Annotated in this window: 18 protein-coding genes and 1 riboswitch; of the genes, 13 read left to right on the top strand and 5 right to left on the bottom strand. The window is 69.1% G+C overall.

Annotated features, from left to right (window positions below):
• The first annotated feature begins 30 nt into the window (after positions 1-30).
• Both QMK30_RS05650 and QMK30_RS05645 read left to right on the top strand, forming a co-directional pair.
• Positions 31-2,388, top strand: a complete 2,358-nt coding sequence (locus tag QMK30_RS05650; RefSeq protein ID WP_283516119.1) for an immune inhibitor A domain-containing protein — start codon at positions 31-33, stop codon at positions 2,386-2,388.
• 122 nt (positions 2,389-2,510) lie between these two features.
• Positions 2,511-2,828: a hypothetical protein gene (locus QMK30_RS05645; protein ID WP_283516025.1), complete on the top strand. Its 318-nt coding sequence runs from the start codon at positions 2,511-2,513 to the stop codon at positions 2,826-2,828.
• A 78-nt stretch (positions 2,829-2,906) separates the two neighbouring features.
• Here QMK30_RS05645 and QMK30_RS05640 read toward each other — a convergent pair whose 3' ends face one another.
• A complete protein-coding gene (locus QMK30_RS05640; protein WP_283516024.1) occupies positions 2,907-3,500 on the bottom strand; it encodes a nicotinamidase in 594 nt (197 codons plus the stop codon).
• Positions 3,501-3,735: 235 nt separating this feature from the next.
• The gene (locus tag QMK30_RS05635) at positions 3,736-5,064 is read right to left on the bottom strand and encodes a nicotinate phosphoribosyltransferase (protein ID WP_283516023.1); all 1,329 of its coding nucleotides are present in this window, start codon (positions 5,062-5,064) and stop codon (positions 3,736-3,738) included.
• A gap of 82 nt (positions 5,065-5,146) precedes the next feature.
• On the opposite strand from QMK30_RS05635, the gene clpS reads away from it, so the two are divergent.
• The 10 genes from clpS to QMK30_RS05585 all read left to right on the top strand — a co-directional run bounded on the left by clpS (position 5,147) and on the right by QMK30_RS05585 (position 13,025).
• Positions 5,147-5,461, top strand: coding sequence for an ATP-dependent Clp protease adapter ClpS (clpS, locus tag QMK30_RS05630; RefSeq protein ID WP_283516022.1), 315 nt, complete (start codon positions 5,147-5,149; stop codon positions 5,459-5,461).
• Positions 5,461-6,054 carry a DUF2017 domain-containing protein gene (locus QMK30_RS05625; RefSeq protein ID WP_283516021.1) on the top strand — a complete coding sequence of 198 codons (594 nt, stop codon included), beginning with the start codon at positions 5,461-5,463 and terminating at the stop codon, positions 6,052-6,054. Before clpS ends, QMK30_RS05625 begins: the two co-directional genes overlap by 1 nt.
• Positions 6,055-6,401: 347 nt before the next feature.
• The gene (locus QMK30_RS05620; RefSeq protein WP_283516020.1) at positions 6,402-7,835 is read left to right on the top strand and encodes an amino acid permease; all 1,434 of its coding nucleotides are present in this window, start codon (positions 6,402-6,404) and stop codon (positions 7,833-7,835) included.
• An 89-nt stretch (positions 7,836-7,924) separates the two neighbouring features.
• Entirely contained in the window at positions 7,925-8,341 is a 417-nt protein-coding gene (locus QMK30_RS05615; RefSeq protein WP_283516019.1) for a M67 family metallopeptidase, read from the top strand.
• 190 nt (positions 8,342-8,531) lie between these two features.
• A riboswitch (adenosylcobalamin (AdoCbl) riboswitch) is annotated at positions 8,532-8,623 on the top strand.
• 53 nt (positions 8,624-8,676) lie between these two features.
• Positions 8,677-9,669 carry an ABC transporter substrate-binding protein gene (locus tag QMK30_RS05610; RefSeq protein WP_283516018.1) on the top strand — a complete coding sequence of 331 codons (993 nt, stop codon included), beginning with the start codon at positions 8,677-8,679 and terminating at the stop codon, positions 9,667-9,669.
• A gap of 5 nt (positions 9,670-9,674) precedes the next feature.
• Positions 9,675-10,715, top strand: coding sequence for a FecCD family ABC transporter permease (locus tag QMK30_RS05605; RefSeq protein ID WP_283516017.1), 1,041 nt, complete (start codon positions 9,675-9,677; stop codon positions 10,713-10,715).
• Positions 10,712-11,521, top strand: coding sequence for an ABC transporter ATP-binding protein (locus QMK30_RS05600; RefSeq protein ID WP_283516016.1), 810 nt, complete (start codon positions 10,712-10,714; stop codon positions 11,519-11,521). Before QMK30_RS05605 ends, QMK30_RS05600 begins: the two co-directional genes overlap by 4 nt.
• Before the next feature lie 44 nt (positions 11,522-11,565).
• The gene (locus QMK30_RS05595) at positions 11,566-11,694 is read left to right on the top strand and encodes a putative leader peptide (RefSeq protein WP_283516127.1); all 129 of its coding nucleotides are present in this window, start codon (positions 11,566-11,568) and stop codon (positions 11,692-11,694) included.
• 102 nt (positions 11,695-11,796) lie between these two features.
• Positions 11,797-12,075, top strand: a complete 279-nt coding sequence (locus QMK30_RS05590) for a MoaD/ThiS family protein (protein ID WP_283516015.1) — start codon at positions 11,797-11,799, stop codon at positions 12,073-12,075.
• On the top strand, positions 12,075-13,025 hold the full coding sequence (locus QMK30_RS05585) for a PLP-dependent cysteine synthase family protein (protein WP_283516014.1): 951 nt from the start codon (positions 12,075-12,077) through the stop codon (positions 13,023-13,025). The genes QMK30_RS05590 and QMK30_RS05585 overlap by 1 nt, the downstream gene beginning before the upstream one ends.
• 327 nt (positions 13,026-13,352) lie before the next feature.
• On the opposite strand, the gene QMK30_RS05580 is transcribed toward QMK30_RS05585, so the two are convergent.
• Positions 13,353-13,814, bottom strand: a complete 462-nt coding sequence (locus tag QMK30_RS05580) for a type II toxin-antitoxin system PemK/MazF family toxin (protein WP_283516013.1) — start codon at positions 13,812-13,814, stop codon at positions 13,353-13,355.
• 175 nt (positions 13,815-13,989) lie between these two features.
• Here QMK30_RS05580 and QMK30_RS05575 point away from each other — a divergent pair, with 175 nt between their 5' ends.
• Complete coding sequence (locus QMK30_RS05575) at positions 13,990-14,742, top strand: MBL fold metallo-hydrolase (RefSeq protein WP_283516012.1); 753 nt, start codon at positions 13,990-13,992, stop codon at positions 14,740-14,742.
• Between the two features lie 86 nt (positions 14,743-14,828).
• On the opposite strand, the gene QMK30_RS05570 is transcribed toward QMK30_RS05575, so the two are convergent.
• Both QMK30_RS05570 and QMK30_RS05565 read right to left on the bottom strand, forming a co-directional pair.
• Positions 14,829-16,094 (bottom strand): PTS transporter subunit EIIC, encoded by a 1,266-nt coding sequence (locus tag QMK30_RS05570; RefSeq protein ID WP_283516011.1) that lies wholly within the window; start codon positions 16,092-16,094, stop codon positions 14,829-14,831.
• A 274-nt stretch (positions 16,095-16,368) separates the two neighbouring features.
• Positions 16,369-17,679: a PTS transporter subunit EIIC gene (locus tag QMK30_RS05565; protein ID WP_283516010.1), complete on the bottom strand. Its 1,311-nt coding sequence runs from the start codon at positions 17,677-17,679 to the stop codon at positions 16,369-16,371.
• Positions 17,680-17,711: the final 32 nt, after the last annotated feature.

The following is a 17,711-nucleotide window of genomic DNA, read 5'->3' as shown; positions in this document are numbered from 1 at the left end:
CGGATCAGAGCCGCCGCCATGGTCGTTGCCATGGCAACAGCCGCCGCGACCGCATCCGCGTTCGCCACCGCGCAGGCCGACGAGAAGACGTCGGCCGCAGCGGGATCGGCGGAGGCCGAGCGCCGTGACCCGGCGCCCGCCAAGGGCCATGTCGAGCACGATCTCGAAGGCCCGTTCAGCAAGCAGCAGGACGCCGCGCGTCAGGCCGCGCTCGAAAAGGTCATATCCGGCGACGCCACGGTGCGGCAGCGTGGCGGCTCCAAGGTCGTGAAGCTCGACGACCGCAAGTACGTCGAGCTGGGCCGGGAGAAGACCGACAAGATCTTCACGATCCTGGTGGAGTTCGGCGACAAGGTCGACAACACCACGATGCACGACCCGGACGGTGACGGCCCCAGGCCGCCCGTCAAGAAGTACGGCGGCGATCCCGGCCCCGCGCACAACGCGATAGCCGAGCCGGACCGTAAGGAGGACAACTCCACGGCCTGGCAGAAGGACTACAACCAGAAGCACTTCAAGGACCTGTACTTCGGCAAGGCCAAGGGCCAGGAGTCGCTGAAGACCTACTACGAGAAGACCTCGTCGGGCCGTTACTCGGTCGACGGCGACGTCTCCGACTGGGTCAAGGTCGACTACAACGAGGCCCGTTACGGCTCGAACTACTGCGGCGACACCAACTGCTCCAACGTCTGGGACACGGTCCGCGACGGTGTGACCGCCTGGACCGCCGATCAGAAGGCCAAGGGGAAGACCCCGGCCGAGATCAAGGCGCAGCTCGCCAAGTACGACCTGTGGGACCGCTACGACTTCGACGCCGACGGCAACTTCAACGAGTCCGACGGCTACATCGACCACTTCCAGATGGTGCACGCCGGCGAGGACGAGTCGGCGGGCGGCGGCGCCCAGGGCGAGAACGCCCTGTGGGCGCACCGCTGGTACGCGTACGGCACCGACCAGGGCAAGACCGGCCCCGCGGGCAACCAGGCGGGCGGCGCCCAGATCGGCGACACCGGCATCTGGGTCGGCGACTACACGATGCAGCCGGAGAACGGCGGGCTCGGCGTCTTCGCCCACGAGTACGGCCACGACCTCGGCCTGCCCGACCTGTACGACACCTCGGGCGGCGGCGAGAACGGCGTCGGCTTCTGGTCCCTGATGTCGGCCGGCTCCTGGCTCGGCACCGCGAAGAACGAAATCGGCGACCTGCCGGGCGACATGACCGCCTGGGACAAGCTCCAGCTGGGCTGGCTCGACTACGACAAGGCCAAGGCCGCGAAGAAGTCGACGCACAAGCTGGGTGTCGCCGCGTACAACACCAAGAACCCGCAGGCGCTCGTCGTCGAGCTGCCGAAGAAGGCCGTCACCACGACTGTCGTGAAGCCCTCCGAGGGCTCCAAGCAGTGGTGGAGCGGCATGGGTGACGACCTCAAGAACACCCTCACCCGGTCCGTCGACCTGGCGGGCAAGGCGAAGGCGTCCCTGGACCTGCAGGGCTGGTGGGACATCGAGGCCAACTACGACTGGCTGTACGCCGAGGCGTCCACCGACGCGGGCAAGACCTGGAACGCGCTCGACGGCACGGCCGACGGCAAGGCGCTGGAGCGCGACGCCGCCGACAAGCCCGGCCTGACAGGAACGGGTGGCGCGTACAAGAAGCTGGCCTTCCCGCTCGACGCGTACGCAGGCAAGAAGGTCGACGTCCGCTTCCGCTACCAGACCGACGGCGGCGCCGGCGGCAAGGGCTTCGCGGCCGACGCGATCACCGTGACCGCCGACGGCAAGCCGCTGTTCACGGACGGCGCCGAGGGCGACGACAACGGCTGGACCGCCAAGGGCTTCTCGCGCATCGGCGAGTCCTTCACCAAGGACTACGAGCAGTACTACCTGGCCGAGAACCGCCAGTACGTGTCGTACGACAAGACTCTGAGGAACGGCCCGTACAACTTCGGCTTCTCGAAGACCCGGCCGAGCTGGGTTGAGCACTACCCGTACCAGAACGGCCTGATGGTCTGGTTCTGGGACACCTCGCAGAAGGACAACAACACCAGCCAGCACCACGGCCAGGGCCTGATCCTGCCCGTGGACGCGCACGCCAAGGCCCTGAAGTGGGCGGACGGCACGCTGCTGCGCAACAAGATCCAGACCTTCGACTCGTCGTTCAGCCGGTACCGGACGGACACCTTCACGCTGCACAACGCGGACGTTCCGCTGCGGCTGAAGTCGCAGAAGGGCGTCTCGGTCTTCGACGACCGCAAGGGGACGTACTGGGACAAGGCGAACCCGACCGGTGGAGTGAAGGTTCCTGACACCAACACCAAGATCTCGATCGTCAGCGAGCCCAAGAGTGGCCAGACCATGACCGTGAAGGTCGGCCCCTCCACCAAGTAATCCGCTTTATCGCAGGTCAGAGCATGATCGGCCGTCGCCCTCTAGCGGGCGGCGGCCGTTCGCGTTTAGATGCCTCTTAGCGAGCTCTTATTGACACGGCGTCTTACGGGGGAGTGGTCGGCATGTCCGGTGGAGGTTTCGTCAGGCTCCCGGGAGGCAGCGTGGTGGTCGCCCTCACGCTGCCCAGCCCCGCGGCCGACGGCCACAAGGTCCGCGTCCTGGTGCACTCGGTGAACCGGGCCCGCGCCCTGACCCGGCTGCGCAATCTCGGTCTGCGCGCGGTCTACCTGCGCGGCAACGCGGCGCCGCCCACCCTGGACGAGATCACGGCCGTCCTGCACCACCCCGACGGCCTGCTGTGGCGCTCGGCCCCGGAGGAGGTCGAGGAGCTCTGGCACCCGATACGGGCGCTGCTCAGGTCATCCCTGCGGTCCGCCTGAGGGCCCAGCCGCGGGCCGCGCCCGAGAGCGCTCCCACGGGGTCGGTGGCGGCCTCCCGCCACCGGCCGGACCGCCCTCTCACACCACCGGTTTGCCCGACAGCTCCACACCGGCCTCGCGGAGCTCCTCCAGGGCCCGCTCGGTGGTGGCCTCGGAGACACCGGCCGTCAGGTCGAGCAGGACGTGGGTGGAGAAGCCCGCGCGCACCGCGTCCAGGGCCGTGGCGCGCACGCAGTGGTCGGTCGCGATGCCGACCACGTCCACCTCGGTGACCCCGCGGCCCCGCAGCCAGTCGCCCAGCAGGACGTCGTTCTCGTCGGAGCCCTCGAAGCCGCTGTACGCCGCCGAGTACGCGCCCTTGTCGAAGACCGCGCCGATCGCGCCCGACGCGACGGCCGGCGCGAAGTTCGGATGGAAGCCCACGCCCTCCGTGCCGGCGACGCAGTGCACCGGCCAGGAGTGGACATGGTCGGGGAGCGCCGGGGGCGTGGCGAAGTGACTGCCCGGGTCGATGTGATGGTCGCGGGTGGCGACGACATGGCGGTAGCCGGCCGGGGCCGCGCCGATCAGATCCGTGATGGCGGCGGCGACGTCGGAGCCCCCCGGCACCGCGAGGCTCCCGCCCTCACAGAAGTCGTTCTGAACGTCGACGACGATCAAGGCGCGGTGCATGGCAGGTGCCCTTCGGTGGGGACGAGAGGGTGGCCGGTCGGTCTCCGTCGGAGAGGGAGCGGGCCCCCCGGCGGCGACGGTGTCTGACAGGCGCGGGCGGTGTGATTCGAGCGTAGAGACTTCAACGGCCTTGCGGGAGAGGGCATTTGGCTGATAAAAGCCGCAATGGTTCCGGGGGGCACATGCCCGCTCACCCCGCTTTCATGCATACGTACGACCGCGTCTACGCCTGTGCCTACACATATTCGGTGGGCAGCACCGGCTCGCCCCTGGAGAGCTGCATCGCCGACATCGGCAGCGCGCCGCGCGCCGTGATGTGCCGCTCGCGCACCGCGTCCAGCGGCTCGCGCGCCACCACATCGCCGCCCTTGACGAGTTCCACGAGCAACTGCCGGTCGGCCAGCTCGGGCGGCACGGCCCCGGTCCCGACGACCTCCGCCTCCGCGACGCCGTGCTCGTCCGCCCGGCGCGCGGCCCACTTGCGGCCACCGATCGAGGTCTTGCCGCCCATCGCCTTCTTCGCCACCGGCTGCAACGGCGCCTTCGGGTCCGCGCTGCGGGCCCTGGCGACCAGCTTGTAGACCATCGAGCAGGTCGGGTGCCCGCTGCCGGTCACCAGCTGGGTGCCCACGCCGTACGCGTCCACCGGCGCCGCCGCCAGCGAGGCGATGGCGTACTCGTCCAGGTCGCTCGTCACCACGATCCTCGTCCCGGTGGCACCCAGCTCGTCCAGCTGCTGGCGCACCCGGTGCGCGACGAGCAGCAGGTCGCCCGAGTCGATACGGACGGCGCCGAGGCCGGTCCCGGCGACCTCGACGGCGGTGCGGACCGCCCGGGTGACGTCGTACGTGTCGACCAGCAGCGTCGTGCCGCTGCCCAGCGAGGCGACCTGCGCCTCGAACGCGTCGCGCTCGCTGTCGTGCAGCAGGGTGAAGGCGTGCGCGCTGGTGCCGACGGTGGGGATGCCGTAGCGGAAGCCGGCCGCGAGGTCCGAGGTCGAGGTGAACCCGCCGACGTAGGCGGCGCGCGAGGAGGCGACGGCGGCCAGCTCGTGCGTGCGCCGGGCGCCCATCTCGATGAGCGGGCGCCCGCCCGCCGCGGCGGCCATCCGGGAGGCCGCGGCGGCGATGGCCGAATCATGGTTGAGGATCGACAGGATCACCGTCTCCAGGAGCACACACTCCGCGAAGCTGCCCTCGACCCGCAGGATAGGTGAGCCGGGGAAGTAGACCTCACCCTCCGGGTAGCCCCAGATGTCACCCGTGAAGCGGTACGTGGAGAGCCAGCGCAGGGTCGGCTCGTCGACGATGTCGTGCTCGCGCAGAAAGCCCAGCACGTCCGCGTCGAAGCGGAAGTTCTCCACGGCGTCCAGGACCCGCCCGGTACCCGCCACCACTCCGTAGCGCCGCCCCTCGGGCAGCCGCCGGGTGAAGACCTCGAAGACCGAATGCCGATCGGCGGTGCCGGCCCTGAGCGCGGCCTGCAGCATCGTGAACTCGTACTGATCGGTGAAGAGAGCTGTCGACGGCACATCCACCGGCAGCCCGAGGTCCGCAGTGTTCATGGCAGGGATGCTACCCCTGATCTCGTCAGAGTGACGAGATCAAAGGGGGCCGTTTGTGCGATGGGCCCTTCCCAGTGGCAGCATGGGACAAGTGAGTGTTGCTCCCGCAGAGATCGAACAGACCGAGTCGGCCGAACAGACCTTCGCCGTACCCGAGCCCGACACCCCTTGGGTGACGCTGGTCCACAACGACCCGGTCAATCTCATGAGCTATGTGTCCTACGTCTTCCAGACGTACTTCGGCTACTCCAAGGACAAGGCGCACAAGCTGATGCTCGACGTCCACCACAAGGGCCGCGCCGTCGTCTCCAGCGGCAGCCGCGAGGAGATGGAGCGCGACGTGCAGGCGATGCACGGATACGGGCTGTGGGCGACGCTGTCGCAGGACCGCAACTGATGGCCGGGCTCTTCGAGAAGAAGAAGCACGGCGGCTCGGCCGTCGCCCTCGACGAGGTCGAGGTCTCCATCCTGCGCAGCCTGGCCGTGCAGCTGCTGGAGCTGGTCGGCCCCGGCGAGGAGCCGGTCGAGGGCGAGGACCCGCTGGCCGCCCTCTTCGCCGAGGGCCCGAGCGAGCCGCCCTCCGACGTGGCCCTGGCGCGGCTGTTCCCCGAGGCGTACACCGGGCCCGGCACGGATCCGGACGACAAGGATCTGCGGGAAGCCTCCGCCGAGTTCCGCCGCTTCACCGAGAACGACCTGCGCGGCCGCAAGCGTGAGGACGCCCTGGCCGTCGTACGCACCCTGGACTCGCTCGGCGCCAAGGGCGACGGCGGGACCGTGCTGGAGCTGGCCGCCGCCGACGCGCGGCACTGGCTGGGCACGCTCAACGACCTGCGGCTGACCATCGGGACCCGGCTTGAGGTCACCGACGAGGACGAGAGCGGCGAGCTCTACCGGCTGCTCGACGACGACCCGCGCAAGCCGATGGTGATGGCCTACCTCTGGCTCGGCGCGCTCCAGGAAAGCCTCATCGAGACGCTCATGCCGTAGGTGTGGCCGGGCGGGCGGGGAGCTGCCCTGATCTGTCGGGACATGTCGATCAAGGTGTTCGCTCAACGGACACTCAAATCCGGATAACGATCGAGTGAACGTACCCGGATCCTTTGCCGCCCCAAGGGACTTTTGTGCCGGTTTGCACGTGCCGTGCGCCACATTTGGGCTCATCGATCACCCTTCTCACCGTGATAGATCTTCACGACCCCCGGGGACGCCACCCATGTCCACGGGGGCGCTGCGACCGGCTGACCGCCGGACGCACTCCATCCATATCCGGGGGGATCAGGATCTGATCCGCTGCCTGCGACAGGCGCGGATCGCATGGAGAAAGGCGCAACACCATGACCTCAGTGCAGGTCGACAAGCCACACGACGACGGCAATGAGGCCGCGGACGCGCCCGGCGCGCCGGGCGAGGGCTACCAGCGAGCGCTGGGGGCCCGCCAGATCCAGATGATCGCGATCGGCGGCGCCATCGGCACCGGCCTCTTCCTCGGCGCGGGCAAGGCCATCGACAGGGCCGGGCCCAGCCTGATCCTGGCGTACGCCATAGCCGGCCTGGTGATCTTCTTCATCATGCGGGCGCTCGGCGAGCTGCTCATGTACCGCCCCGTCGCCGGCTCCTTCTCGGAGTACGCCCGCGAGTTCCTCGGCCCCTTCTTCGGCTTCGTGACCGGCTGGACGTACTGGCTCTTCTGGGTCGTCACCGGCATCACCGAGGTCACCGCGGCCGCCACCTACATGACGTACTGGTGGGACATCCCGCAGTGGCTCTCCGCACTGGTCTTCACCGTCATCCTGTACGCCGCGAACCTGATCTCCGTGAAGCTCTTCGGCGAGCTGGAGTTCTGGTTCTCGATGGTCAAGGTCACCGCGATCATCGGCATGATCCTGATCTGCGCCGGTGTCCTCACGATCGGCTTCTCCGACGCCGGTGACACCGCGACCGTGGCGAACCTGTGGAACGACGGCGGGTTCTTCCCCGAAGGCATCACCGGCACGCTGATGACCCTGCAGATCGTCATGTTCGCCTTCCTCGCCGTCGAACTCGTCGGCGTCACCGCGGGCGAGTCCAAGGACCCCAAGACCGTCCTGCCCAAGGCCATCAACACCGTGCCGTGGCGCATCGCCGTCTTCTACGTCGGCGCGCTCATCATGATCCTTTCGGTGGTCCCGTGGAGCACCTTCAAGCCGGGCGTCTCCCCGTTCGTCAAGGCCTTCGAGGAGATGGGCCTCGGCGTCGGCGCGGCGATCGTGAACTTCGTGGTGCTGACCGCGGCCCTGTCGTCCTGCAACTCCGGCATGTATTCCACCGGCCGCATGCTGCGTGACCTCGCGCTCAACGGGCAGGGCCCGAAGGCCTTCAGGAAGCTGACCAAGAACGGCCTGCCGCTGGTCGGCACCACCTTCTCGGCCGCGCTGATGCTCGTCGGTGTCTGGATCAACTACCAGTGGCCCGGCGAGGCGTTCAACTACGTCGTCTCCTTCGCGACCATCTCCGGCATGTGGGCCTGGATCATGATCCTGTGCGCCCAGCTCCGCTACCGGGCCAAGGCCGACCGCGGCGAGCTGCCGCAGTCCACGTTCAAGGCCCCCGGAGCGCCGTACACCAGCTGGTTCGCCCTCGGCTTCATCGGCTTGGTCATCACCATGATGGCCATCGACGAGGACGCGCGGATCTCGCTCTACTGCGCGCCGGTCTGGGCGCTGCTGCTCGGCGTCTCGTACCTGGTGATAAAGAAGCGCAACCCGGAGAACTTCGCCCGCAAGGGCTGACCGGGGCCCCGCGGCTCCGACTGTCCGGCATAGGGTCCCGCCCGTACCACTCCTCGGTACGGGCGGGACCCTTTGCTTATCCTGGGCCCATGCTGACCCTTTCCCAGGCCCTGCACGACCAGATCGTCGCGCACGCCCGCGCCGACCACCCCGACGAGGCCTGCGGCGTGGTCGCAGGCCCCGAGGGCGCGGGCCGCCCCGAGCGGTTCGTTCCGATGCTGAACGCCGCGCGCTCGCCCACGTTCTACGAGTTCGACTCGGGTGACCTGCTGAAGCTGTACCGCGAGATGGACGACCGGGACGAGGAGCCCGTGATCATCTACCACTCGCACACCGCGACCGAGGCCTACCCGTCCCGTACGGACATCTCGTACGCCAACGAGCCCGGCGCCCACTACGTCCTGGTCTCCACCGCCGACACCGACGACGAGGGTCCCTTCCAGTTCCGCTCGTTCCGCATCGTGGACGGCGTGATCACGGAGGAAGACGTCACGATCGAGAGCTGAACAGGGAACCGGCCCCCGGGTCCGTGCTGCGGAAGCGCGCGGCGTACGCCGACGGGGTCACCGCGCCCCGCCCACGCGCCCGCACCCACCAGGACCGGGCAGCCGCGGGCCGGACAGGGCTCGGCCGCACAGACCCGGGCCGGGTCCGTGCGGCCGAGCCCCAACCGGGTGAGACACTGTGCCCGACCCGGGCGGCAGGCCCAGGAAGCCGGTGCGAATCCGGCACGGTCCCGCCACTGTGACCAGGCGAAACGCCTGGAAGCCAGGAACTGAGCTGCCGCCTTCCGCACCACCGACCAGGGGACGAGGAAATCCCCCGGAGGAGGCACACCGTCATGTCCTGGCCCCCGCGTACCCGCAACATCGCCGCGCTCATAACCGCCGCCGCAGCCCTGCTCCCGCTCACCGCCTGCAGTTCCACCCCGGAGGCGAAGCCCGCGGCCAAGGCGGGTGCGGGCTTCCCGTACACCGTTACCAACTGCGGCGTGAAGACCACCTTCCAGGCGCCCCCCAAGCGCGCCGTCACCATGAACCAGCACGTCACCGAGGTGATGCTGGAGCTCGGTCTCGCGAAGTCCCTCGCCGGGACCGCGTACCTCGACGACGAGGTGCTCCCCGAGTACGAGCAGGCGTACGAGGCCACCCCGGTGGTGGCCAAGGAGTACCCCTCGTACGAGAAGCTGCTCGCCGCCGACCCCGACTTCGTCTACGGCGGCTACGCGTCCGCGTTCACGGCGAGCGACGGCCGCAGTCGCGAGGCCCTCAAGAAGTCCGGCATCGAGTCGCGCCTCAACGTGGAGAACTGCGACAAGGGCAAAGCCACCCTGGACGATCTCTACACCGAGGTCCGCGAGACCGGCCGCACCTTCGGCGTCGGCGACCGTGCCGAGCGCTGGATCACCGAGGCCAAGGCCACCGACGCCGCCACCGCCAAGAAGCTCAAGGACCTCGACCCGGTCTCCGTCTTCATCTACGACAGCGGCGACAAGACCGCCTTCACCGCAGGCGGCAAGGGCATCGGCAACGAGATCATCAGCAGGTCCGGCGGCGCCAACGTCTTCGGCGACCTCAACAAGTCCTTCGGTGACGCCTCCTGGGAGAACGTCGTCGACCGCAAGCCCCAGGCCATCGTCATCTACGACTACGGCGCCACCACCGTCGCCCAGAAGAAGAAGCGGCTCCTGGAGGATCCGGCGCTCGCCGACGTCCCCGCCATCAGGAACAAGCGCTTCGCCGTGGTGCCGCTCTCCGACATGGTCCTCGGCGTCCGCGTCCCCGCCGCCATCGAGAAACTGGCCCAACAGCTGCACCCGGACCTGAAGAAGTAGCGCCCGTGCCCTGCAAGACCCCCGCCGCGCGCGGGCGGCTGCGCTACGGCCTGGTACTCGCCGGCCTCGCCGCGGCCCTCGCCCTGGCGACGGTCGCGGGCCTCGCGCTGGGCTCGGTACGGATCCCCGCCGACCGAGTCCTGGAGATCGTCACCGGCGGCGCGGACCCCGGCCCGTACCGCACGATCGTCCTCGACGTCCGGCTGCCGCGCGTCCTGCTCGGCGCGGTCGTCGGCGCAGGGCTCGCCGTCATCGGCACCGTGCTGCAGGCCCTCGTACGCAACCAGCTCGCCGACCCGTTCCTCCTCGGCGTCTCCTCCGGGGCCTCCGTGGGCGCGGTCGCCGTCATCGTGCTCGGCATCGGCGCGGGCGTCGCCACCACCGTCACCATCCCGCTGGCGGCCTTCGCCGGGGCGCTCGCCTCACTCGTCGTTGTGTACGCGCTGGCCCGCACCGGCGGCACCCTGACGACCGGCAGGCTCGTCCTCGCCGGGGTCGCCGTCTCCTACATCCTGTCCGCGCTGACCAGCCTCCTCATGGTCACCTCGGCCCGCGCCGACCACCTCAAGGAAATCCTCTACTGGACCCTCGGTGGCCTCGGCAGCGCCCGCTGGGACCAGCTCGCACTGCCCACGATCGTCCTCATCGCGGGTATGGCCCTGCTCCTCGGCGTCGCCCGCCCGCTCGACCTGCTCCTGGTGGGGGAGGAGGGTGCCACCGTCCTGGGCCTGGACACCGGCCGCTTCCGCGCCGCGGTCTTCGTCCTTGCCTCGCTGCTCACCGGCGTACTCGTCGCCTTCAGCGGCGCGATCGGCTTCGTCGGCCTGATGGTCCCGCACGCCGCCCGCATGGTCGTCGGCGCCGGACACCGCAGACTGCTGCCCGTCACCGCACTCGCCGGGGCCGTCTTCCTGGTCGTGGCCGACCTGGCCGCCCGTACCGTCGCGGCGCCCCAGGACATCCCCGTCGGCGTACTGACCGCGCTGACCGGCGGCCCGTTCTTCCTGTGGATGCTGCGCCGCCGCCCCGAAGGAGCCCCCGCATGACCGAGCTGCGCACTGAGGGGCTCAGTTACGGAATCGGGGGCCACCACCTCGTCGACGACGTGGACCTGACGGCCGCGCACGGCGAGACCGTCGGCCTGGTCGGCCCCAACGGCAGCGGCAAGACGACCCTGCTGCGCTGCGTGTACGGGTCGCTGGCCCCCACCCACGGCCGGGTCCTGCTGGACGGCGACGACCTGCACACCATGGGGGTGAAGGCCCGCGCCCGGCGTATCGCGACGGTCCCGCAGGACGGCCAGGCGGGCTTCGAGCTGACCACCCGCGAGGTCGTCGCCATGGGCCGCTCCCCGCACAAACGCTTCTGGGAGGCGGACACCGAGACCGACGCGGAGCTCGTACGGTCCTCTCTCGCCCGGGTCGGCATCGCGGACCTCGCCGAACGGGGCTTCGCCTCCCTGTCGGGCGGCGAACGCCAGCGGGCCCTGATGGCGCGGGCCCTCGTCCAGCAGCCGTCGCTCGTTGTCCTCGACGAGCCGACCAACCACCTCGACATCCGCTACCAGCTGGAAATCCTCAGCCTGGTCCGGGAATTGGGCACCACCAACCTCCTGGCCCTGCACGACCTGAACCTCGCGGCGTACTACTGCGACCGCATCTACGTCCTCGCGGCCGGCCGGATCGTCGCATCGGGCACGCCCAAAGAGGTCCTCACCGCCGACCTCCTGCACACCGTTTACGGCGTATCGGCCGAGGTCAGCATCCACCCCGCGACCGGCGCCCCGACGGTCGTCTACCTGCCGTCGACCCAGGCCCATCCACCTGTCGAACACCATTCGACCACGATGTGAGACCACATTCCAGAACCCGGACCGGGAATCGATACGATGACCGCATGGTTCCCCTCGACGTGAGCGAAAAGACGCCGGGCACGCTGCTCGTCGCGCGCCTGCACGTCGACCTGTGCAGGCTCTCCAGCGCGATGTGTACGGGCCGCAGCCTGCCCTCCCGCCGCACGGCCTGAGCCGCGGCCCGGAGCGCCTGCCCGCCCCCGTCCCAGCGCGGGACACCGCCGCGCGCATCGCACGCCACTCGTCCACGCCACTTCCGACAGGAGCCCAACGCCATGGCCATCGAGGTCCGTATCCCGACCATCCTCCGCCCCTACACCGACGGCGCCAAGGCCGTCGAAGGCAGCGGGGACACGCTCGCCGACCTCCTCACCGACCTGGAGAGCCGGCACAACGGCATCCTGGAGCGGATCGTCGACGGCGGCGAGCTGCGCCGCTTCGTGAACGTCTACCTCAACGACGAGGACGTCCGCTTCCTCGACGGCATCTCCACCAAGCTCGCCGACGGCGACAGCGTCACGATCCTCCCGGCCGTGGCCGGCGGCATGGTCTGATGCGGTACGACTCCCCCCTCGCTGCGGTCGGCAACACGCCGCTCGTCCGCCTCCCGCGGCTCTCCCCGTCGGACGACGTCCGGATCTGGGCCAAGCTGGAGGACCGTAATCCGACCGGCTCCATCAAGGACCGGCCCGCGCTCCACATGGTCGAACAGGCCGAGAAGGACGGCCGGTTGACCCCCGGCTGCACCATCCTGGAGCCGACCAGCGGCAACACCGGAATCTCGCTGGCCATGGCGGCCAAGCTCAAGGGCTACCGCATCGTCTGCGTCATGCCGGAGAACACCTCGTCGGAGCGGCGCGAGCTGCTCGCCATGTGGGGCGCGGAGATCATCCCGTCCCCGGCGGCGGGCGGCTCCAACACGGCGGTACGCGTAGCCAAGGAGCTCGCAGCCGAGCACCCGGACTGGGTGATGCTCTACCAGTACGGCAACCCGGACAACGCGGGCGCGCACTACGCCACCACCGGCCCCGAGGTCCTGGCCGACCTCCCCTCGATCACCCACTTCGTGGCGGGCCTCGGCACCACGGGCACGCTCATGGGCGTCGGCCGCTACCTGCGCGAGAACGTCCCCGGCATCAAGATCGTCGCAGCCGAGCCGCGCTACGACGACCTGGTCTACGGCCTGCGCAACCTCGACGAGGGCTTCGTCCCCGAGCTCTACGACGCGTCCGTCCTGACCACCCGCTTCTCGGTCGGCTCCGCGGACGCGGTGACCCGCACCCGCGAGCTGCTCCAGCAGGAGGGCATCTTCGCGGGCGTCTCCACGGGTGCGGCGCTGCACGCGGCGATCGGCGTGGGCAACAAGGCGGTGAAGGCGGGGGAGAGCGCGGACATCGTGTTCGTGGTCGCGGACGGCGGCTGGAAGTACCTGTCGACGGGCGTCTACACGGCGCCGACGACGGAGGCAGCCATCGAAACGCTGCAGGGCCAGCTCTGGGCGTGACACGGGTCCGGGCCGGGGCCGCCTGCGGCGCTGTTCCCCACCCCGCCCCTTCCCGGCTGTGACACTTCGCGGCTGCCGCCGCGTGGGGGCTCCGCCCCAGACCCCGGTCCTCAATCGCCGGACGGGCTGAAAGTTTCCCGGACACGGCGCATAGTCAGCCCGTCCGGCGTTTGAGGACACGCCCGCAGGGCGTCCGGGGGTCTGGTGGCTTGCCCCCAGTTTCGGGAAGGGGCGGGCAGGGGACAGCTCCGCGCAGCGGCACCCCCGTTCAGCCCGGCACCTCGTTCAGCCGCGCACCGCCGCGCACCCGCTCAGCCGCGCACCCGCTCAGCGAGCCAGATGCCGGACCCGCGCCCACACCACCGGGTCCGCCACGCCCACCCGCCGCCGGAACTCCCGCACGGCGACATCCCGCAGCTCATCCGTCTCCAGGAAGCTGCGTCGCCCGTTCGCATCACCCACCGCACCCTGCGGCAACGCGATCACCCCGGGCCGCTCCTCATGGTGCTTGCTGGTGATCTTCGCGACGAGCGCGTTCCCGCCCCGCAGGGAGAGCACGAGACAGGGCCGGTCCTTCGAGCCGGGACCGTCCTCGAAGGGCACATCGGCCCACCAGATCTCCCCGGGTTGCGGACTGCGCCCGCCCGTCTTCCGGCGTGGTCCCCGGGGGCGCGCAGGGGGCCGCGTGCGCCCGCCGGGACGACGCCCGCGTTTCCAGCCGTCGGCCAGCGCCGCGACCAGCGCGATCACCACGACGGCGACCAGCGCCAGCCACCAGGACGTGTTCATACCCCCGACCGTACCGGCGCGCGGCCCGAATCGCGCGCCTCGCCCGAACCGGTGACAGCGCAGGTGAGTTCCCCCACAACGGACGGTCATCGAGGAGCGACCAGGTCTTTCGCGCCTTACGCTCGACGAACCCGCACGAACCCTCCCCGTCTCTTGTCACGGAGGTTCACGCTCCATGAAGCTCACCGTCGTCGGCTGCTCGGGGTCGTTCCCGTCCGCGGAATCGGCCTGCTCGAGCTACCTCGTCGAGGCCGACGGCTTCCGGCTGCTTCTCGACCTGGGCAACGGCGCCCTCGGCGAGCTGCAGCGCCACGTCGGTCTCTACGACATCGACGCCGTCTTCCTCAGCCATCTCCACGCGGACCACTGCATCGACATGTGCGGCTATTTCGTCGCGCGCTACTACCGGCACGAGGGCGGTCGCCCTCCGTCGATCCCGGTGTACGGACCGGAGGGCACCGAGCAGCGCCTGACCACGGCGTACGCCGACACCCCCAGCGAGAAGTCGATGAGCGAGGTCTTCGACTTCCACACGCTGAAGTCCGGCTCCTTCGACGTCGGCCCCTTCTCGGTGCGTACGGAGAAGGTCTGCCACCCGGTCGAGACGTACGGCATCCGTATCGAGCACGGCGGCAGGACCCTCACGTACTCCGGCGACACGGGCGTCTGCACGGCCCTGGACGAACTCGCCGGGGGCGCCGACCTGTTCCTCTGCGAGGCGTCCTTCACGTACGGCAAGGAGGACATCGCCGACCTGCACCTCAACGGCAGGGAGGCGGGCGCGCACGCGGCCCGCGCGGGCGCGGGCCGACTTGTCCTCACACACATCCCGCCGTGGACGAACGCCGAGGTCAACCTCGCGGACGCCCGCGCGGTGTACGACGGCCCGGTGGAACTCGCCGCCGCGGGCGCGGAGTACGAGGTCTGACGCAAGCCGAGCACGCGAAAAGCCGAAGCCCTTGAGCCTCCGGACGGAGGCTCAAGGGCTTCGGCTTTGACAGCTGAGCCGGAGGCCTACTTGGCCTCGGCCTTGGCGAGCTCGGCGAGCTCTTCGTCGCTCTCGCGACCGGGCGTCGGGAGGTTCCACTTGGTGATCGCGAAGCGGAAGACCACGTAGTAGACGACTGCGAAGCAGAGGCCGACCAGGGCCAGACCCCACGGGTTGGACGCGATGCCCAGGTTGATGACGAAGTCGCTCAGACCCGCGGAGAATCCGAAGCCGTCCTTCATCCCCAGTGCCCAGGTCAGCGCCATGGAGACACCGGTCAGTACCGCGTGGACGGCGTAGAGCACCGGCGCGATGAACATGAAGGTGAACTCGATGGGCTCGGTCACACCGGTCACGAAGGAGGTGAGGGCGAGCGAGAACATCATGCCGCCGACGACCTTGCGACGCTCGGGGCGTGCGCAGTGGACGATCGCGAGACAGGCCGCCGGGAGGGCGAACATCATGATCGGGAAGAAGCCGGTCATGAACTGTCCGGCGCTCGGGTCGCCTTCGAGGAAGCGGGCGATGTCGCCGTGCTTGCCGTTGTACTCGCCGGCCTGGAACCACGGGAAGGAGTTCAGCAGGTGGTGCATTCCGACGGGGATCAGTGCGCGGTTGGCGATACCGAATATGCCCGCGCCGACCGCGCCGGAGTTGACGAGCATCTCGCCGAAGTTGTGCAGACCAGCGCCGAGGATCGGCCAGATGAGACCGAAGATGATGCCGATGAGCAGACCCGCGAAGGACGCGAGGATCGGAACGAGGCGGCGACCGCCGAAGAAGCCGGCCCAGTCGGGCAGCTTGGTGCGGTGGAAGCGCTGGTAGAGCAGGGCGACGACGATGCCCATGACCACACCGCCGAGGACACCGGCGTTGACCGGCGCCTCGTTCATGACGATCTTGCCGTCGGCGACCGCGGCGACCTTCGGCAGGTTGCCGTCGGTGAAGGTGGCGAGCACCTTCTGGAACACCAGGTAACCGGCGACGGCCGCGAGAGCCGTCGAGCCGTCGGACTTCTTGGCGAAGCCGATCGCGATACCAACGGCGAACAGCAGTGGCATGTTGTCCAGAATCGCGCCGCCGCCGGCCGCCATGTAGCTGGCGATCTTGGTGATGACGGTCGGGAACGATTCCTTGCCGAGCATGTCGCCCTGGCCGAGGCGCAGCATGAGCGCGGCGGCAGGCAGCACGGCGACCGGCAGCATGAGGCTGCGGCCGATGCGCTGCATGACGGCCATCGCGCCAGAGCCCTTTTTCTTGACGGCCGCGGGGGCGGCGCTGTCCGTGGACATCAGTTCCTCCATGGGGCAAGGCGCCGCCAGGGGACATGGAAAAGGGGGACGGCGGCGTCTTCGGGGGTACGTGGCCGAAGGCCACGTGGTCTACACCACTCAGTGGTGTAGACCTGTTTTAGCACGGTGAAGGACAGATAAGGAACCCTCGATTTCCGTGCTCAGGGACACATCCGCACACGTACGCCCAAGGCCCCCGGACCGTGAGGTCCGGGGGCCTTGGGCGTTGCGGACGGGAAGGCCCGTTGTCGTCGGTCGGGCGGCTGTCGTGCCGTTATGCCTTTGTGTTCTCCCGTTCGATTTCCTCTTCCAGCTCCTCGGGCTCCCGGCCCGGAGTCGGCAGGTTGAACTTCGTGATCGCGAACCGGAAGAGCGCGTAATAGATCACCGCGAAGCCGAGGCCGATCGGAATGATCAGCCATGGTTTGGTCGCCAGGCCCCAGTTGATGACGTAGTCGATCAACCCGGCCGAGAAGCTGAAGCCGTCCTTCACGCCCAGCTCCCACGTCACGAACATCGAGACACCCGTCAGCAGTGCGTGGATCGCGTACAGGAGCGGCGCGATGAAGAGGAACGAGTACTCGATCGGCTCGGTGATGCCCGTGACGAACGACGTCAGACCGACCGACAGCATCAGACCGCCCACCGCCTTCCGGCGATGCGGCTTCGCGCAGTGCGTGATGGCCAGCGCGGCGGCCGGCAGCGCGAACATCATGATCGGGAAGAAGCCCGTGGTGAACTGGCCCGCCGTCGGGTCACCCGCCAGGAACCGGTTGATGTCACCGTGCACGACGGTGCCGTCGGCCTTCGTGAAGTCGCCGAACTGGAACCACACGAAGACGTTCAGGAACTGGTGCAGACCGATCACCAGCAGCGCACGGTTCGCGACACCGAAGATGCCCGAACCACTCGCACCCAGATCCACCAGCCACTTGCTGAAGCTCGTGAGCCCGTCACCGATCGGCGGCCACACCCACAGGCAGATCGCCGCGAACGCGATCGCCACGAACGCCATGATGATCGGGACGAGGCGGCGGCCGTTGAAGAAGCCCAGCCAGTCCACCAGCTTCACGCGGTGATAGCGCTGCCAGAACCACGCCGACAGCAGGCCCATGACAATGCCGCCGAAGACGCCCGGATTCTGGTACGTCGCCGCTGTGAAGGCCTCCCCGGCCAGGCAGCCACCCGTGACCGTCGTCGAACCCGACGGGCAGGCCACCGGGAACTGGTGCAGTACCGAGTAGTAGACGAGGAAACCGGCCACCGCCGCGAGCGCGGTCGAGCCGTCCGACTTCTTGGCCATGCCGATCGCCACACCCACCGCGAACAGCAGCGGCAGCCCCAGCGACGAGTCGAGCAGCGCACTGCCCGCACCCGCCATGACCTTGGCGATGTTCGTCCAGCCCAGGCCCTCGTCACCGAACACGTCCGGCTGACCGAGCCGGTTGAGGATGCCCGCCGCCGGGAGGACGGCGATGGGGAGCTGAAGACTGCGCCCCATCTTCTGCAGGCCCTGGAAGAGACCGTTCCACCACTTCTTCTCCGGCACGTTCTTGTGTGGAACGGCCGCACTGTTCGAACTCATCGGCGTCCTCCCGGAACGAGCCAGGTTTGGCG

Origin of the sequence: Streptomyces sp. H27-C3 (assembly GCF_030063415.1) — a bacterium.
Lineage (GTDB): Bacteria > Actinomycetota > Actinomycetes > Streptomycetales > Streptomycetaceae > Streptomyces.
Note: the sequence above shows the minus strand (reverse complement) of the source record. Positions and strands in the feature narration are given on the sequence as shown.

Bases quoted from the DNA above. Each gene is read 5' to 3' on its own strand.
- QMK30_RS05650 (WP_283516119.1), top strand. From the start codon at position 31: ATGGCAACAGCCGCCGCGACCGCATCCGCGTTCGCCACCGCGCAGGCC.
- QMK30_RS05645 (WP_283516025.1), top strand. From the start codon at position 2,511: ATGTCCGGTGGAGGTTTCGTCAGGCTCCCGGGAGGCAGCGTGGTGGTC.
- QMK30_RS05640 (WP_283516024.1), bottom strand. From the start codon at position 3,500: ATGCACCGCGCCTTGATCGTCGTCGACGTTCAGAACGACTTCTGTGAG.
- QMK30_RS05635 (WP_283516023.1), bottom strand. From the start codon at position 5,064: ATGAACACTGCGGACCTCGGGCTGCCGGTGGATGTGCCGTCGACAGCT.
- clpS (WP_283516022.1), top strand. From the start codon at position 5,147: ATGGGACAAGTGAGTGTTGCTCCCGCAGAGATCGAACAGACCGAGTCG.
- QMK30_RS05625 (WP_283516021.1), top strand. From the start codon at position 5,461: ATGGCCGGGCTCTTCGAGAAGAAGAAGCACGGCGGCTCGGCCGTCGCC.
- QMK30_RS05620 (WP_283516020.1), top strand. From the start codon at position 6,402: ATGACCTCAGTGCAGGTCGACAAGCCACACGACGACGGCAATGAGGCC.
- QMK30_RS05615 (WP_283516019.1), top strand. From the start codon at position 7,925: ATGCTGACCCTTTCCCAGGCCCTGCACGACCAGATCGTCGCGCACGCC.
- QMK30_RS05610 (WP_283516018.1), top strand. From the start codon at position 8,677: ATGTCCTGGCCCCCGCGTACCCGCAACATCGCCGCGCTCATAACCGCC.
- QMK30_RS05600 (WP_283516016.1), top strand. From the start codon at position 10,712: ATGACCGAGCTGCGCACTGAGGGGCTCAGTTACGGAATCGGGGGCCAC.
- QMK30_RS05595 (WP_283516127.1), top strand. From the start codon at position 11,566: ATGGTTCCCCTCGACGTGAGCGAAAAGACGCCGGGCACGCTGCTCGTC.
- QMK30_RS05590 (WP_283516015.1), top strand. From the start codon at position 11,797: ATGGCCATCGAGGTCCGTATCCCGACCATCCTCCGCCCCTACACCGAC.
- QMK30_RS05585 (WP_283516014.1), top strand. From the start codon at position 12,075: ATGCGGTACGACTCCCCCCTCGCTGCGGTCGGCAACACGCCGCTCGTC.
- QMK30_RS05580 (WP_283516013.1), bottom strand. From the start codon at position 13,814: ATGAACACGTCCTGGTGGCTGGCGCTGGTCGCCGTCGTGGTGATCGCG.
- QMK30_RS05575 (WP_283516012.1), top strand. From the start codon at position 13,990: ATGAAGCTCACCGTCGTCGGCTGCTCGGGGTCGTTCCCGTCCGCGGAA.
- QMK30_RS05570 (WP_283516011.1), bottom strand. From the start codon at position 16,094: ATGTCCACGGACAGCGCCGCCCCCGCGGCCGTCAAGAAAAAGGGCTCT.
- QMK30_RS05565 (WP_283516010.1), bottom strand. From the start codon at position 17,679: ATGAGTTCGAACAGTGCGGCCGTTCCACACAAGAACGTGCCGGAGAAG.